Genomic DNA, 15476 nt, shown 5'->3' on the forward strand with positions numbered 1-15476 from the left:
GGAAGATAAGCCGAACCCGCTCCGAGGCAAGGGCGCTACGTCATGGCTGCTGCCATCTGCCTGAGCCGCTCCGCGGTGCGCTCGTCGGCCGGGAAGAAGGTTTCCAGCGCGAGCTCCGACAAGGTGATGTCGACGGGCGTGCCGAACACCATGGTGGTGGAGAAGAAGCTCAGGATTTCACCGCCGTGGCGTAGCTTGAACGGGATCGCGACGTTGTCGCTCGACAGCGGCCCCGCGCGCGCCGGAATCGGATAGGTCTTGAGATCGGTGTAGAGCTTGATCAATTCGGGATCGGCCGTCACCTCGCATTGGCGGTGCAGGCGCTCCAGAAGATGCCCGCACCACTCCGCAAGATTGACCGTGCGCGGCGCCAGCGCCTCCGGATGAAAGGCGAGCTTGAGCACGTTGAGGGGCTGGCCGAGCAGATGCTGCGGAATGCCCGCCAGCAGCGGCGCCACCATGCGGTTGGCGGAAACCAGGTTCCAGTGCCGGTCCACCGCGAGCGCGGGATTGGGCTCATGTGCCCTAAGCACGAGATCGATCGCCTGGCGGGCAGATTTCAACGCCGGATCCTCCAGCTGGCGCTGCGGAAACGCCGGCGCGTAGCCGGCCGCGACCAGCAGCACGTTGCGTTCGCGCAAGGGTACGTCGAGACGCTCGGCGAGCCGCAGCACCATGTCGCGCGACGGCGCGGCGCGGCCGGTCTCGACGAAGCTGAGATGACGCGCGGAGATTTCGGCCTCGCCCGCGAGATCGAGCTGGCTCATGCGGCGGCGCTGCCGCCATTCGCGCAAATGGTCGCCGATGTGAACCGGCTGGCTGCGGTCGGCCTGTGCCGTGGATGCATGTGCGTTCATGAGCAAAAACCTAGCATGCGAATTTCAGAGCTTCCATTACCCCCGAGGTAATCGAAACCGATCCGGCACGGCGGCATCCTCAGTGGCAACAGGAGTTCGCCATGATTGCTCTCGTGATCTACCGCGCCGTCGCCGACCACGTCGTTCCCTTCGCCGTCACCCTGATCACCCGGATGCTGGCGCGCGGCCTCGACATGCCGGAGCCGCTGCTGCATTCGAGCGGCGACTATGTGGTCGCGCGGGTCACGGCCTTCGAGCACGGCGTCGGCAGAAACCTCTGTCCGTTCCGCCTCGCCCGCCTGCTCCGCGCCTGGTGGCGCGGATGGCGCTGAGTTTCACCCCGAGCCCACCCCAACCACGGAGACCTCAAATGATCGATGCATCTACCTTCCTGCGCCGCGCGCTGCTTGCCGATGCCGTTTTCAGCGGCGTCGCCGCCCTCGGCTTCACTCTCGGTGCCAGCACTTTTGCGACACTGTTCAATCTGCCGGAGGCGCTGCTGCGCGAGACCGGCCTGTTCCTGATCGCCTACGCCGCGCTGGTCGGCTGGCTGGCCTCGCGCGCCTCGGTGGCGAAGCCGCTGGTGTTGCTGGTCGTGGTCGGCAATGCGGCCTGGACGGTCGGCAGCATCGCGCTGCTGTTGTCGGGCGCGGTGTCGCCGAACCTCGCCGGTCAGTTGATGGTCGTGGCGCAGGCCATCGCCACCGGCGTGTTCGCCGAGCTGCAATATGTGGGGTTGCGGAGAAGCAGCACCGCTGCGGTCGCGTGATCCTGTTGTGTCCCGGACGCGCAGCAGCGCTCTTGCGCTGCGGCGCAGAGCCAGGACCCATGCCACACGGATCGCTCGCGGATACGTGGGCCCTGGCTCAGCAGCGCACCGCTGAAGTCGCGCTGCGCTGCGTGAGGGCACGAGGCCGCAATTGGATGCTTACCTGTTTCCACAATCGTCGCTGCGCTCGCAATGACCGAATGTGCGGCACCGGTTTGCGCTCTCAATCCATCTTCATTGCAGACATATCCTCGCGTTCTCGCGGCGGATTTCGCCCGAGCTTTGCTGCCGTATTGCGCCCATGGATTGCCAAAGGGCGCAGGGAAGGCCGGGCGCCGGCGGCACCCGAGTCCGTGTACAAGGAAGATGCACACGGGGTGGACTACAGGTGTTGCCGGTCGCCCGGCCTTCCCTGCGCGGATGGTTTTAACGGTGTCCTTCGTGCTCTCCTCGGGGAGCGTTGCACTATTGCCCCCGTCGCCTCGCAGTCGGTTGATGCGCGCACCGGTCGGCCGCTGCACCACTGCGAGCCTTGACGCCAGAACCCCGGGCGTCGGGACCACACGACTTCTCCGTCCGCGGACGGCCTGGCCTCAGCGCCCGGTGCTTGGTGTGCACACCCCGGACCATCGACCAAACCGCTGTGACCGCGCCGTGTCGTATGCGCATCGCCTGGGACTCACGGTTGCCCGCCCTGTCCCCAGACAAATTGCGCCGGCGCTACCGCGTCCACCGCACCCCGGCCCGCATCTCGTGACGATCGCGAAGCGCCCCTCTGGCAGGGCCAGGATGAGCCACCTATGCCATAAATCCGAAATTCGGAAAAGCGATATATTTTAACCGGGAGGGATTGACGGGTTCCAGGTGTTTTGCCCGACGCGTCGCCACGGCCTCGTCAAGCTATCGGATGGTGGAGGCGAAGACCATCGTCACCGGCGTGTCTGCCGAACTGCAATGTTGGATTGAGCAAGAGCGGGTGCGTGGTGGCGGCGTGAGGCCACTCTGTCCCGGAAGCGCTGCGACGCTTTCGGCGTTGCGGCGCGGAGCCGGACCCACGCAACACGGATCGCTCGCGGACACATGGGACCCGGTCCTGAAGCGCACCGCCGAAGAGACGCTGCGCCGCGTCTGGCAAGAGAGCCGAGCTAAGCTCGCGCGCGGCCGTTCGCCCTGGCAACGGCGTGACCGTTCAGCTTCCTCTTGTTGGCGGCCTTGGTCTTCGAACCCTTGTTCGAACCCTGAGCGGCTAACTTCTTGGCGGTGCGCGCCTTCACCTTGGCGGCTTCAGCCCGAGCCTCGGCGCGCAGCTTCTTGCGCTTCTTTTCGCACGACTCGCACTTGCAGCCGATCGGCTTCAGGTAGGCTTTGAAATAGTCGGTGCCGTAATCGTAGTTGATCTCGTCGCCCGGCTCGATGTTCTTGATGGCGCGGATGAAGACCTTGCGCTCGCGCGGCCGGACGTCGGACTCGGCGTTGGGCCGGCAGGAATGGTTGATGTAGCGGGCGAGATTCTTGCGCACCGAACCGTCGATGGTCCAGCGGCCGTTGAGCTCGAAAAGGTATTTGTTCTCGATCTCGTCGTGCGCGGGAATCTTGGAGTCCAGAATCGGTCCGAAATAACGGATGATCCGGGTCCCCTTCTTGATCGGCATGGTGGCGAACAGGCCGAGTCCGGTCTTGGAGCGGCCGACCCGGTAGGATTTTCTGGAAGCGATGGCTGGCATGATCAAGAGTATTGAGAAGCGCAAACGAGGCAAGAGACCTCAGGCGAAGCCGCTCTTCTAGAACGATTCCGTACCGCTGTCAGGTCCATCCCACGCCGGTTTGAACCTTGCCCACAATGAAGACGTCTGATGGGACGGAGTTCCCTGCAATGAAGACCTCATGATGAACCGCATCACCCTAGGCCTGGCTGTCTTGCTGACGTGCGCCGGCCTGAACAGCGCGGGCGCCCAATCGGTGGGCAGCACCTACACCTCGACGGCCCCGAAGGATTGCCGTCAGGTCGGCAGGCCCAGCGAACTCGACGGCAGCACGACGCGGACATGCCCGGGCAAGGACGGCCTGACGGTGCTGATTGCTGAAGATGATCTTCGCGAAATCGTTTCGGTCGGCCGCAATCGCCGGCAAGCTGCCGAGGAACCGGCGGCCAAGACCTGGTTCGGCCCGTTCAATTCGTCGGAGACCACGATCGAATGGCGCGCCGTTGGCGCCAAGCCGTTCGCGATCATCCAGCGCTGGCACATCGCCGACAATGACGATCCCGACAAAAAAGGCCGGCCGAACACCAGGGCCATGCTGGTCGTGACCCGGTTGCCGCCGGGCCCGGTCTGTCACATCGCCTATGTCGATGCGATCGCCAACCCCACCGCCAACGAGCTCGCCCGCAAGGCCGCCGACGATGTCGCCCGCGGTTTCATGTGCGGCAAGGACGAGGTGAAGATCATCGGCACGCGCGGCCGCGCCGTCGACCTTGCGACGATGCGCTAGGCCTTCGCCTTGGCCCGCCGATAGCGGGCCAACAGCCGCTCGCCCTTGGCAGCGATGCGCCGGGCCGCTGCCACGGTCTTCGGGACCGGCTCGCCCCAGGCATGCGCCGACAAGGCGTGGCGGGTCGGCCGGCCCTTGGCATCGACCAAAGGCGGCAGCTTGGCGCGGCCATAGAATCGCACGGCCCAGCTGCCTTTCCGCCGCATCTCCTGCGGCGTCATCTCCGACTCTGTCTTGGTAACACCGGGTCGCAAATGGGCGCCCTGCTTGCGCGCAAATGCCTTGCGGCCGGCCGCAGTCAGACCGCCGCGCGGATCCTTTTCGCGCACAGATGCGCTGCGTTTGCGGGAAGACCTGGCTTTCTTCTTCGCTGTGCGCTTGCGGGCCTTCTTTGCAGTTTTTCTGGCCGACTTTGTCTTCGACGATTTCGACGCCTTCGACTTGGAAGTCTTTTTCTTGGAGGCCTTCTTGGTGGTCTTCTTCGCTACCATGCGCATGTTGTCCACGAGGTTGGGATAACGGCGGCCGGCGCGTCGCGCGCGCGCCTTCGCCGCCGATTTCTGCGCGGGACTGAGGTGCTTGGAGGCTTTGCCTGCCCGCTTGCGGGGATTGGAGCGTTTCCAGGGCGCGCGTGATGTTTTTGCCATGCGCCGTCAACGCTTCACCACGGCAAGAGTTGCGTATGCGGCGTCACGGACCGGGCGGCTTGCCCGCCATCGGCACCGTCAGCATCGCCTCGAGCAGCCGCTCCGCCGTCGTCCCCTCGGGCAGCCGCCCGAGGATGTCCTCGAGCCGTCCGTCCAGCAGCAACGTGGTGAAGCCGTGCACCATCGACCAGGCCCGGGCGATCGCGGCGCCCTGGTTCAAGGTCAGCGCGTCGCCGCTGATCCGCTCCTGTCGCATCATGCCGATCGCATTCGCAAGCCCGGCGAAAGAAGCCTCGGCCGCCTCGTGCAGCGAAGGCCTCGAATAGTCCAGCCGCTCGGTGCGGAACATGATGCCGTACATGCCGGGATGGGCCTGCGCATAGGCGACATAGGCTTTGGGGCGCGCCAGCGCAGCTTCGAGCGGCGTGGTGGCGGCGTCGCATGACGACGCCATCGCCGCGTTGAACTGGCGGAAGCCGACGGCCGCGAGTTCGCTGAGCAGGCCGGTGAGATCGCCAAAATGATGGGTAGGTGCGGCATGCGAGACGCCCGCCTCGCGCGCCACCGCGCGCAAGGTGAGACCGGCGAGCCCGTCGCGCTCCAGCACCCGTTCGGCGGCCTCGAGCAGCGCCTCGCGCAGGGCGCCGTGATGATAGGGCGTCTCACTCTTGACGCTCGCCGCGCCGCGCTTCGGGCGCGATGCCGCAGTCGAACTCGTTCTGGGGGGACGCGTGCGTCGCGCCGTTTCGCTCTTGGTGTCGATCTTGGCCATCCGCAAGATATATGACGCAATATTGACAGTGTAAAGATTTCGCTTGACGGACGCGACGATCGGCGATAATTGATCTTTACGATGTAAAGATGGGAGGGTTACGCCGTGCAGCACGACGCCGTCACCGAGCGCCGCAACAATATCGCGCCGATCCCGTTCGAGGCGGACGCGCCATTCCTGAAGATCATCGGCGAATTGCCGCGCGAGCTGAACGGGGTGCTCTATCGCAACGGTCCCAATCCGCAATTCGAGTCCCCCGGCGCACATTGGTTCGTCGGCGACGGCATGCTGCACGCCTTCCATCTCGAGAACGGGCGCGCCAGCTATCGCAACCGCTGGGTCCGCACACCGAAATGGCTCGCCGAGCACGATGCGGGCCGCGCCCTGTTCGGCGGCTTCGGCCGCAAGCTGCCGGATGCGCCCGCTGACCTCACCGATGGCGGCGTCGCCAACACCAACATCATTTTCCATGCCGGCAAGCTGCTGGCGCTGGAAGAAGCGCATCTGCCGACCGAGATCGAGCCGGGCACGCTGGCGACGCGCGGCTATCACAACTATCAGGGGCGCGTCGCCGGCAGTTTTACCGCGCATCCGAAGATCGACCCCGTCACCGGCGAGCTCGTGTTCTTCGGCTACAACGCGGCGGGACCGCTGACGCCTGCCCTCTCCTACGGCTCGATCGATGCAGCCGGCAAGGCGACGCGCTTCGAGCGGTTCGATGCGCCATACGCCAGCATGGTGCACGACTTCATCGTCACCGCGAACCACGTGCTGTTTCCGATCCTGCCGATCACAGGCAGCATGGAGCGCGCGATGAGCGGACGGCCGCCATACGCCTGGGAGCCTGACAAGGGCGCCTATGTCGGCGTGATGAAGCGCAGCGGCACGGCAAAGGACATCGTCTGGTTTCGCGGTGAAGCCTGCTACGTCTTCCACATCATGAACGCGTGGGAGGACGAGAACCGCATCATCGCCGACGTCATGCAGTTCGAGGAAGCGCCGCTGTTTCCGCATCCTGACGGCCGGCCGACCGATCCCGAAAAGTCGCGCGCCCGGCACTGCCGCTGGACCTTCGATCTCTCCGGAACTACCGACCGCTTCCAGCAGACTTATCTCGACGATCTCACCGGTGAATTCCCGCGCATCGACGACCGCCACGCCGGGCTGAGGAATCGTCACGGCTGGTACGCCTGCGCCAACCCGAAACGGCCGACATTCGGCGCGCTGTCCGGCATTGTCCATGTCGACGGCAACGGCAGGCGTCTCGGCCATTACCTGCTGCCCGCCGGCGACACCATCTCCGAACCGGTGTTCGTCGAGAGATCAAAGGACGCGGCCGAGGGCGATGGCTGGCTGCTGGCCGTCATCTGGCGGGCGTGGGAGAATCGCAGCGACCTCGCCGTCTTCAACGCCACCGATGTCGAAGCGGGCCCGGTCGCGCTGGTGCAGCTCGGCCACCGCGTGCCCGACGGCTTTCACGGCAATTGGGTGGGAGCGCAGTAGCTCCCGTCATGCCGGGTGCGCTTCTTGCGCACGCCCGGCCACAGCACGACGTGTCACCAGGAGGCCCGAATGCAGATGCCCTCGATCACCGCAGACCTCCTCGCCATCCTCGCTTTGGTCTGCGCCGCGCTCACCCTCGAGCTGATCCGGCTGCGGCGGAGTGGCGAGATCTTCTTCAATGGGGGCATCCTGCTCGCCCTCGGCCTTGCGATCGCCTGCGGGCTTCCACTCCTGTCGCGCCTGAACTGGGCGGATCTGGTCGACGAGGCGTCCGACCAAGCCATTGCGGCCATTCAGCTTCTCCATGCCGCCTACCTAATTTTGACACTGTAAACATTTCGCTTGACCCGATCACGTCGCTGAACTATTGATCTTTACATCGTAAAGATCGGCTTGACCGAGGGTGGCAATGGCGATTTTCCTGATTCTTTCGCCCTACGGCGCGTTCAGCCTGCTGATGCTGGTGACGTCGGCCGCTTCAAGCGTGTTCGCGGCCTCCGCGATCTGCCTCGCCACCGTCGCAACCGATGTGCTGCGCGGACGCTCGGTGAAGATTCTGGCGGCGGGCTCGGCGATCGTGTTCGCCGCCATCGGCCTCTACCTCGCGCTGATCGACCCGCAGCTCGGAACGCTGGGCGTCAAGCTCGCGGTCGATATCGGCATCTTCGTTCTCTCGCTCGGCTCGCTGCTGGTCCGCCGTCCCTTCACGCTGCAATATGCTCTTGAAGCGGTGCCGGCCGAGACCGCGGCAATGCCCGGCTTTCTCACCGCCAATTACGTCATCACCGGCGCCTGGACCGTGGCCGCGCTGTTGATGGCGGCCGGCAATCTCGTGCTGCTCTACGTCCCCGGCCTGCCGCTGTGGTCGAGCCTCGCGGTCGCCTTTGCCGCCCGGAACAGCGCGATTTACTTCACAAAATGGTACCCCGAGTATCGTCAGATCAAGTACGGTACGCCCGCCCGCGCCTTGCACGACGCAAGCTGAACAGGATTGACGATGAAGGACGTATTCGCCCGCCTCGCCTCCGACCTCTTCTCCGCCATCGTCTTCCTGGTCGTCTATCTCGTCACCGACAACGTCATCCTGGCAACCTCGGTCGCGATCGCCGGAGCGTTCGCGCAAGTGGTCTACGCCCGCATCAAGGGGCAGCAGCTCAACTACATGACTTACGCGAGCCTCGCGCTCGTCGTCGTCCTGGGCACGGTCACGCTCTTGACCAATGATCCCCGCTTCATGCTGGCAAAACCAGCGATCGCGCATTTCGCGATCGGTCTGATCATGCTCAAGCGCGGCTGGATGCTGCGTTACATGCCGCCAATCGTCGTCGAGACCGTTCCGGAATATGTCACGGCCGCCGGCTATGCCTGGGCGGCGCTGATGTTCGTGATCGGCGCCGGCGTCATCGTGGTCGCCTCCACAGGCGATCTGAAGCTGTGGGCGTTCTACCTCACGGTGGTCGCCGGCGGCGGCAAGATCCTGGCCTTCGCCGTGCAGTATGTCGTGCTCCGGCTCATCGTCACCAGCCGCCGGCGCGCCGCCGCCCGCGCCTAAATGCCCTGTTCGAGGGTTAGTCAGGAGCCGCGAGTTGAGCTATAGGCTCGCTTAAGGACTGGCCGCGGATCGTCGCGGTCCGCCGGGATTTGTTCGGGAGACGGGAATGGCCGTAGACGGCAACTGGAATCTGACCATGACGACGCCGATGGGTGAGCGCCAGGCGACGCTGAGCCTCAAGGCCGCCGGCGGCACGCTCACAGGCACGCAGGGCGCGGAAGGCAATACCGCCGAGATCTTCGACGGCACCGTTTCCGGCGACAACGTCTCCTGGAAGGTCTCGATCGACAAACCGATGCCGCTCACGCTCGAATTCACCGGCACCGTCTCCGGCGACAGCATCAGCGGCGAGATGGGCATCGGCCCGATGGGCAGCTTCCCGTTCACGGGCGCCCGGGCGTAAGGCGCGCTGGCCATCATGCGCGTGCTCCGTTTCGTCGCGGCGACGATGCTGTGCGTCGCGATGCAAGCGGCGCGCGCGGATGACACCGAACCGGCGTGGCGCGCAAGCGCGCTCGCCCTGGTGCCGGCGGGTTATATTGCCGGTACCGCCTATCGCACCGAGGGTTCGACAGGCTATCTCGCCGTCTATCCCGCGCCATCGAACGATCCGAAAACGCCGGCCAGCGTATTCGCCGCGCGGCAGGCCCTCGTGGTCGCGCTGACACCGGATGCGACACACGCCGTCTCCGCCGAGTTGAAGCCGCGCGTGGAGCCCGATCCGGACGATGACGAGACCGATTTCGCAAAGCTCCACGCCGAGCTTGCGGCCAAGCGGGCGACGCTTCCCGATGGCACCGAACCCTGCAGTCTAGGCGCCTGGTCCATCGACAAGGACCCTGCCGGCCTCAACGTGCGCGCCGAGCCGTCGGTGACGGCGCGCGTGCTCGGCACGCTGCCGCCGCCCTACCGCCTGAAGCTCGGCGGCGCCGAGAACACGCCCGACGGCGGCTGGCTCACCGAATTCCACATCATCGGCTTCAGGAACGGCTGGTTCCTGATCGAAGGCGCCAAGCCGCCGGGCAAGGACTACGAGGATGACAGGAAATATCCGCGCAGCGCGCCAAAGCCCTATGCCGGGCGCGGCTGGGTCGCCGCGAACAAGGTCGGCGCCGCCTATGCCAATGGCAGCACCCGCATGGGCGGGCTGTTTCAGGCGCCCTTCGTCGATGCCAAATGGATGCCCGCCCAGCGCGAGCTCGGCGGTCCGATCGACACCGATGGCGGCCCGAAGCGCATCTTCGCGTGCAGCGGCCTCTGGGGCCTGGTCGAGAGCCAGGACGGCGTGCGCGGCTGGTGGCGCGCACTGTGCTCGAACCAGGTCACGAATTGCAGCTAGGGCAAACCGAGGGAGACTGAGCAATTATCTCGTGTCCCGGACGCGGTGCAGCGCGTAGCGCTGCTTCGCAGAGCCGGGAGCCACGACGCCGAGTGGACCCCGGATCAGCAGCGCATCACGTCATGCTGCGCAGCATCCGGGGAACGCAGCCTCAACCCAGATTCAATTCCTTGAAGAAGTCGTTGCCCTTGTCGTCGATGATGATGAAGGCCGGGAAGTCGACGACCTCGATGCGCCAGATCGCTTCCATGCCGAGCTCGGGATATTCGAGCACCTCGACCTTCTTGATGCAGTGCTCGGCGAGGTTCGCCGCCGCACCGCCGATCGAGCCGAGATAGAAGCCGCCATACTTCTTGCAGGCCTCGCGCACCGCCGGGGCGCGGTTGCCCTTGGCGACCATCACCATCGAGCCGCCGGCGGCCTGGAACTGATCGACGAAGGAATCCATGCGGCCCGCCGTGGTCGGACCGAACGCGCCGGAGGCGTAGCCCTCGGGCGTCTTGGCGGGGCCGGCGTAATACACCGGATGGTTCTTGAAGTAATCCGGCAGCGGCTCGCCCTTCTCCAGCCGCTCGCGCAGCTTGGCGTGGGCGCTGTCGCGCGCGACGATCATGGTGCCGGTCATCGAAACCCGGGTCTTGATCGGGTGCTTCGAGAACGTCGCCAGGATGTCCTTCATCGGCTGGTTGAGATCGATCTTGACGACCTCGCCGCCGAGCGCCTGCTCGACCTCGGGCAGGTACTGCGCCGGGTTGTGCTCGAGCTCCTCGAGATAGACGCCGTCCTTGGTGATCTTGCCAAGAACCTGGCGGTCGGCCGAACACGACACGCCAAGCCCGATCGGCAGCGAGGCGCCGTGCCTGGGCATGCGGATCACGCGGACGTCGTGGCAGAAATACTTGCCGCCGAACTGCGCGCCGACGCCGAGCGACTGCGTCATCTCGTGGATTTCCTGCTCCATCTCGACGTCGCGGAAGGCGTTGCCGTCGGGCGAGCCGTGGGTCGGCAGCGCATCGAGATAGCGGGCCGAGGCGAGCTTCACCGTCTTCATGCAGAGCTCGGCGGAGGTGCCGCCGATCACGATGGCGAGGTGATAAGGCGGGCACGCGGCGGTGCCGAGCGTCAGGATCTTCTCCTTCAGGAAGGCGAGCAGTCGGTCCTTGGTCAGCACCGAGGGCGTCGCCTGGAACAGGAAGCTTTTGTTGGCGCTGCCGCCGCCCTTCGCCATGAACATGAACTTGTAGGCGTCGTCGCCCTCGGCATAGATCTCGCACTGCGCCGGCATGTTGTTGGCGGTGTTCTTTTCCTCGTACATCGAGAGCGGCGCGACCTGCGAGTAGCGCAGATTGCGGCGCAGGTACGCATCGCGCGCGCCCTCCGACAGCGCCGCCTCGTCGTCGCCGTCGGTGATGACGTTGCAACCCTTCTTGCCCATGATGATCGCGGTGCCGGTGTCCTGGCACATCGGCAGCACGCCGCCGGCCGCGATGTTGGCGTTCTTCAAGAAATCCAGCGCGACGAATTTGTCGTTCGGGCTGGCCTCGCCGTCCTCGAGGATGGCGCGGAGCTGCTTCAGATGGCCGGGGCGCAGGTAATGGTTGATGTCGCCGAAAGCCGCCTCGGACAGCGCCCGCAGCGCTTCGCGCGACACCACCAGCATGTCCTTGCCCAGGACCTTCTCGACCCTGACGCCCTCCGCCGTGATCTTCTTGTAGGGCGTCTCGTCCTTGCCGAGCGGAAACAGCGGGGTGTGCTTGTAGGGCGGAACGGGCTTGGACTGGTCGGGAAAAGCGGTGGGAGCGTTCATGGGTCGAATCTCGGGGTTCTGGAGCCGTCGTGCGGGCCCTCGCGTAGAAGCGTTCTAAGCCCATTTCGAGCGGAAAGGAAAGGGAACGACGCGCACGGGACAGACCGGCTTGGGCTCGGGGAAGGCGCTGAAACAGCACGTGGAAATGCCCGTTGCCACCCTTGCGCTTCGCGCCCGACGACGCTTGAATGCGCCGCTTAAGGGGCTTTTCGACATGACATTGAAACTGAACATCCGCGGCGCGATCCTGGTCGCCGCCGCCATCGCCGGCCTTGTGACCCTCGTCTCGCCCGCCCGCGCGGACCGCTGCGACGACAGTGCCAAGGAGCTGGCGAACCAGGTCGATCGCCTCAAGGTGAATTTCCGGGCTGCCAACGTTGTCTACATGACGCACCCGGCAGCCAAGGAGCTGTCGGTCGGCTGCCGCGGCGACAAATATTCCATCGAGCTCTTTGCCAAGGGTGACCGCAAGCCGACGCCGGAATTCTATGCGCTGGTGGGATCGATGGCAGCGATCGTCTTCACCGTGACCAAGGACGACACCACGACCGGCGCGACACGCTGCCTGAAGCGAATGGGTCTCTTGCGCGGCGACAAGGTCAGCATGCGCTATCGACGGCTCAACATGGAATGCACGCGCACCAAGAAGGACGCGTCCATCGCGATCACGCGCGGCAAGGACGAGTAGCGGTTCTATCCACACTCCGTCATTGCGAGGAGCCCTTGCGACGAAGCAATCCAGGCCGTCTCCGCGGAGATGGTCTGGATTGCTTCGGTGCGCTCGCAATGACGAGGAGAAGTCTCGTTGTCTCGTTGATAAAGCGCGAGGCCGCGCACGAAATCAGCCCATCTACCGCACCAGATTGCTTGCATTTTAACGATTGGCTTGAAGGAATTTTCGTTCGCCGCAGCGCAGGATCGGCCTGTTTCCATATGTGAGGATTTGCGGATGAACGTTTCAACCGTTGCGCCGCCGCCGATCGCGGTCGTGGTGCCGAGCTACGACACGACCAAGCAGCAGGACGACCAGACCAAGACCAGGGATGCCGACCCCACCTACAAGCCGCAGCCGCCCGCGCCGCTGCCGCCGGGTCAGGGCACGCGGATCGATCAGCTCGCCTGATCTGTCCCCTCGATGACGAATTGCCCGATCCGGTCGATCGGGCCGTTTCGCGTCCGGCCAAATCTTCTGGCCGGATCGCGGGATCGACATTGTGCGCGGCCTCTTCAAGAGCCTGCGCATGATCGCGCGACTGCCGTTGCTTGACGCCACTGTCGCCGCCATGAGCGCGCGAACCTTTCGCCGGTCTCGATGCCTCTCGCCGCGCCCGGCCGTGGTCATTTACCCTCCGCACAATTGGGTCGTAGACTGCCGCCTCCGTCTCGGCGCGCATCCTCAAGTGTGATCCGCCTTATCAAATCTCCGCAACCGTCGTGCTCATCTGCGGGGCCGAACGAGCATGCGTCGATGGGACAGGCCGATGGAACTGAATGACAAGCTGCTGTCGCTGGTGGCGGACATCTACGACGCAGCGCTCGACGATTCCCGATGGTCGTCGACGCTTCGATGCATCGTCGACATCGCGGGCGGCCAGAGCGGCGGTCTGGTGCGGATCGGAGCAGCCGGCGAGGCCGTGATCGCGCATGCCGTCGGGGTCGAACCCGCCTATGTTCAGTCCTACATCGAAACCTATGAACCGTTCGATCCCTCGCGCAGCGTGCTCCACGCGCCGGTGGGCCAAATCCAGACCATCAGGGACTGGATCGACGTCGACGAATTCCGCACCACCCTGTTCTACAACGAATGGACGCGGCCGCAGGGCCTCGAGGACGCCGCCAATATCCTGCTCGACAAATCTGCCGAGGGCATATCCCGCCTCTCGATCATGAAGGCCGGCGGTCCGGTCGATCGCAGGATGGTCGAGGTGATCTCGCAGCTCACGCCGCATCTACAACGGGCCATGATCGTCAGACAGAAGCTGCAGCAGCAGAATGCGCTGGAGGATATTTCGGTCCGCACGCTCGACGCCCTGCGAACCGCCGTGCTGCTGCTCGATGCCGAGGCTCATATCACGCACGCCAATGCCGCTGCGCGCGACATTCTGGACGATGCCGGAATCCTTCGTTCGGTCCGGAGCCGACTGGTGACGTCCGACCCGAATGCCGATCGTGTGTTGCGGCAGGCGCTGGCGAGCACGATGGTCGGCGACCGGGCGATGACGAGCGCGAGCATCTCGCTGCATCTGGCGGCCCGCGACGGCTCACATTTTGTCGCGCATCTCCTGCCGCTGACCGCCGGGCGCCGGCAAAGCTTCGCAGGCAGCTACGATGCCTGCGCCGTCCTGTTCGTCAGCAAGGCCGCGTTCGATACCAGCGTCGCGCCCGACCTGATCCGCAAGCTGTTCAAGCTGACGCCGACCGAGCTGCGCGTGTTCCTGTCCATTGTCGAGGTCGGCGGTGTCCCCGACGTGGCTAGGAGCATGGGCGTTGCCGAAAGCACGATCAAGACTCATCTCGCGCGGATCTTCGCCAAGACTGGCACCAAACGACAGGCGGATCTGGTCCGGCTGATGGCGGCCTTCACACCGCCGATCAAGGTCTGAAGCCGGAACGTCGCGCGGGCAGCAGAATCGCGCCTCCTCCTCCGATCGACTGACGTCGCCGCAAGCGATCGTCGCTAGAGGGAACCGCATCCACGCAACGGGAGACGACGATGTTTTGCAAGCCACCCTGCCCCGACGAGCAAGACCTCTCTCCCATCCCCGACGATTCCAACAATCCGCCTGAGCCGGAGCGTTCACGTGCGCTTCCCGGCCACGACGCGTTCGGGCGACCGATCTCGCCCGAAGCGGCCGGTCCGGAACGGGGGCTGCCGCCAGCCTCCCTCCGGACCGGCTAGATTCCCTGCGTTGAAAACGCTCTAGCCATCCAGTTCGCGATAGCGGCGGAAGATGCCTTGCTCGTTGAAGGGAATGCGGCGCTCGCTTGCCAGATAGGCCTTGATGTTCGGCCGCGCGGCGATGCGGTCGTGCAGGGCGACGAGCCCGGGAATGTCCGTCTCGAACGCCGTCATGCGCTTGGGGAAGGCATAGCGCAGTCCGTCGACGATCTGGAATAGCGAGAGATCGACGTAAGTGAGCCGCCGGCCGGTGACATAGGCGCCGCCATTTCCGGCGAGAAGCTGCTCGAAATAGCCGAGATATTTCGGCACCCGCTCGCTCCAGAAATCCGCCGTGCGTTTCTTCGCCGGCGGCTTCTGGTCCTCGTAATAGAGCGAGGGCCCGAGCGGATGATGGGTATCGTGGATCTCGACCACGAAATCGGTGATGGTGAGCTGCAGCTGGTGCACCCAGAGCTTTCCGGCCTCCGTCTTCGGCGCGAGCCCATGGCGGGCGCCGAGATAGTGCAGGATGTTGGCGGTCTGGCCGATGACGAGCTTGCCCGCTTTCAGGAACGGCGGCGCAAAGGGCGGCGTGCCCTGATGCACGTCCATCATCTTCATCATCGCCGCCGTGCCGCGGGGGCCGCGCGCGACATCGACGTAGGCGGCCCCCGCCTCCTCCAGCGCCAACCGCACATATTCGCCGCGGGCCTGGATCTCGGGCCAGTAGTAGAGCTCGTATTTCATCGGACTGTCCTTTGAGAGCGCGGGACAAACCTAGCACGCGGCGCAGGTTCCGCCACGGTGACGCCTGCGCGCGAAGCGCCCAACGAAAAAGGGCGCCGTGCCGGAGCACGAC

18 protein-coding genes are annotated in these 15476 nt (G+C 65.0%); 12 read left to right on the forward strand and 6 right to left on the reverse strand.

All coding sequences use genetic code 11. The features are described from left to right. Positions 1–35: 35 nt before the first annotated feature. Positions 36–857, reverse strand: a complete 822-nt coding sequence (locus JQ580_RS22225; protein ID WP_212282335.1) for a helix-turn-helix domain-containing protein — start codon at positions 855–857, stop codon at positions 36–38. A gap of 101 nt (positions 858–958) precedes the next feature. Here JQ580_RS22225 and JQ580_RS22230 point away from each other — a divergent pair, with 101 nt between their 5' ends. Together JQ580_RS22230 and JQ580_RS22235 are read left to right on the forward strand one after the other, a co-directional pair. Beyond that, the gene (locus JQ580_RS22230; protein ID WP_212282336.1) at positions 959–1189 is read left to right on the forward strand and encodes a hypothetical protein; all 231 of its coding nucleotides are present in this window, start codon (positions 959–961) and stop codon (positions 1187–1189) included. Positions 1190–1227: 38 nt separating this feature from the next. After that, positions 1228–1626, forward strand: a complete 399-nt coding sequence (locus JQ580_RS22235; protein WP_212282337.1) for a hypothetical protein — start codon at positions 1228–1230, stop codon at positions 1624–1626. Between the two features lie 1145 nt (positions 1627–2771). Here the strand turns inward: JQ580_RS22235 and JQ580_RS22240 are convergent. Continuing rightward, entirely contained in the window at positions 2772–3350 is a 579-nt protein-coding gene (locus JQ580_RS22240; RefSeq protein ID WP_212282338.1) for an SET domain-containing protein, read from the reverse strand. 160 nt (positions 3351–3510) lie between these two features. On the opposite strand from JQ580_RS22240, the gene JQ580_RS22245 reads away from it, so the two are divergent. Continuing rightward, complete coding sequence (locus JQ580_RS22245) at positions 3511–4116, forward strand: hypothetical protein (protein ID WP_409363222.1); 606 nt, start codon at positions 3511–3513, stop codon at positions 4114–4116. On the opposite strand, the gene JQ580_RS22250 is transcribed toward JQ580_RS22245, so the two are convergent. Both JQ580_RS22250 and JQ580_RS22255 read right to left on the reverse strand, forming a co-directional pair. Then, complete coding sequence (locus tag JQ580_RS22250; protein WP_212282339.1) at positions 4113–4763, reverse strand: DUF6321 domain-containing protein; 651 nt, start codon at positions 4761–4763, stop codon at positions 4113–4115. The genes JQ580_RS22245 and JQ580_RS22250 overlap by 4 nt on opposite strands. 43 nt (positions 4764–4806) lie before the next feature. Further along, positions 4807–5535 carry a TetR/AcrR family transcriptional regulator gene (locus JQ580_RS22255; RefSeq protein ID WP_212282340.1) on the reverse strand — a complete coding sequence of 243 codons (729 nt, stop codon included), beginning with the start codon at positions 5533–5535 and terminating at the stop codon, positions 4807–4809. A gap of 105 nt (positions 5536–5640) precedes the next feature. Between JQ580_RS22255 and JQ580_RS22260 the strand changes: the two genes are divergently transcribed. The 6 genes from JQ580_RS22260 (at position 5641) to JQ580_RS22285 (ending at position 9929) form a co-directional block, all read left to right on the forward strand. After that, positions 5641–7038 carry a carotenoid oxygenase family protein gene (locus JQ580_RS22260; RefSeq protein ID WP_212282341.1) on the forward strand — a complete coding sequence of 466 codons (1398 nt, stop codon included), beginning with the start codon at positions 5641–5643 and terminating at the stop codon, positions 7036–7038. Between the two features lie 69 nt (positions 7039–7107). Further along, positions 7108–7371 (forward strand): hypothetical protein, encoded by a 264-nt coding sequence (locus JQ580_RS22265; protein WP_212282342.1) that lies wholly within the window; start codon positions 7108–7110, stop codon positions 7369–7371. 76 nt (positions 7372–7447) lie between these two features. Then, positions 7448–8023, forward strand: coding sequence for a hypothetical protein (locus JQ580_RS22270; RefSeq protein WP_212282343.1), 576 nt, complete (start codon positions 7448–7450; stop codon positions 8021–8023). Positions 8024–8035: 12 nt separating this feature from the next. After that, on the forward strand, positions 8036–8590 hold the full coding sequence (locus JQ580_RS22275) for an inner membrane-spanning protein YciB (RefSeq protein WP_106951791.1): 555 nt from the start codon (positions 8036–8038) through the stop codon (positions 8588–8590). A 106-nt stretch (positions 8591–8696) separates the two neighbouring features. After that, positions 8697–8993, forward strand: coding sequence for a hypothetical protein (locus tag JQ580_RS22280; RefSeq protein WP_024340938.1), 297 nt, complete (start codon positions 8697–8699; stop codon positions 8991–8993). A gap of 15 nt (positions 8994–9008) precedes the next feature. Next, on the forward strand, positions 9009–9929 hold the full coding sequence (locus JQ580_RS22285; protein ID WP_212282344.1) for an SH3 domain-containing protein: 921 nt from the start codon (positions 9009–9011) through the stop codon (positions 9927–9929). 151 nt (positions 9930–10080) lie between these two features. Here the strand turns inward: JQ580_RS22285 and JQ580_RS22290 are convergent, their stop codons facing one another. Then, entirely contained in the window at positions 10081–11736 is a 1656-nt protein-coding gene (locus JQ580_RS22290) for a fumarate hydratase (protein WP_212282345.1), read from the reverse strand. Between the two features lie 214 nt (positions 11737–11950). Here JQ580_RS22290 and JQ580_RS22295 point away from each other — a divergent pair, with 214 nt between their 5' ends. From JQ580_RS22295 to JQ580_RS22305, 3 genes are all read left to right on the forward strand, one after another. Further along, positions 11951–12424 carry a hypothetical protein gene (locus JQ580_RS22295; RefSeq protein WP_212282346.1) on the forward strand — a complete coding sequence of 158 codons (474 nt, stop codon included), beginning with the start codon at positions 11951–11953 and terminating at the stop codon, positions 12422–12424. A gap of 261 nt (positions 12425–12685) precedes the next feature. Continuing rightward, positions 12686–12859: a hypothetical protein gene (locus JQ580_RS22300; RefSeq protein ID WP_162848669.1), complete on the forward strand. Its 174-nt coding sequence runs from the start codon at positions 12686–12688 to the stop codon at positions 12857–12859. Between the two features lie 358 nt (positions 12860–13217). After that, a complete protein-coding gene (locus JQ580_RS22305) occupies positions 13218–14339 on the forward strand; it encodes a helix-turn-helix transcriptional regulator (protein WP_212282347.1) in 1122 nt (373 codons plus the stop codon). A 317-nt stretch (positions 14340–14656) separates the two neighbouring features. On the opposite strand, the gene JQ580_RS22310 is transcribed toward JQ580_RS22305, so the two are convergent. After that, positions 14657–15364, reverse strand: coding sequence for a glutathione S-transferase (locus JQ580_RS22310; RefSeq protein ID WP_212282348.1), 708 nt, complete (start codon positions 15362–15364; stop codon positions 14657–14659). Positions 15365–15476 lie beyond the last annotated feature (112 nt).

Origin of the sequence: Bradyrhizobium sp. SZCCT0148 (assembly GCF_018129985.1) — a bacterium.
Classification (GTDB): Bacteria; Pseudomonadota; Alphaproteobacteria; order Rhizobiales; family Xanthobacteraceae; genus Bradyrhizobium; species Bradyrhizobium japonicum_H.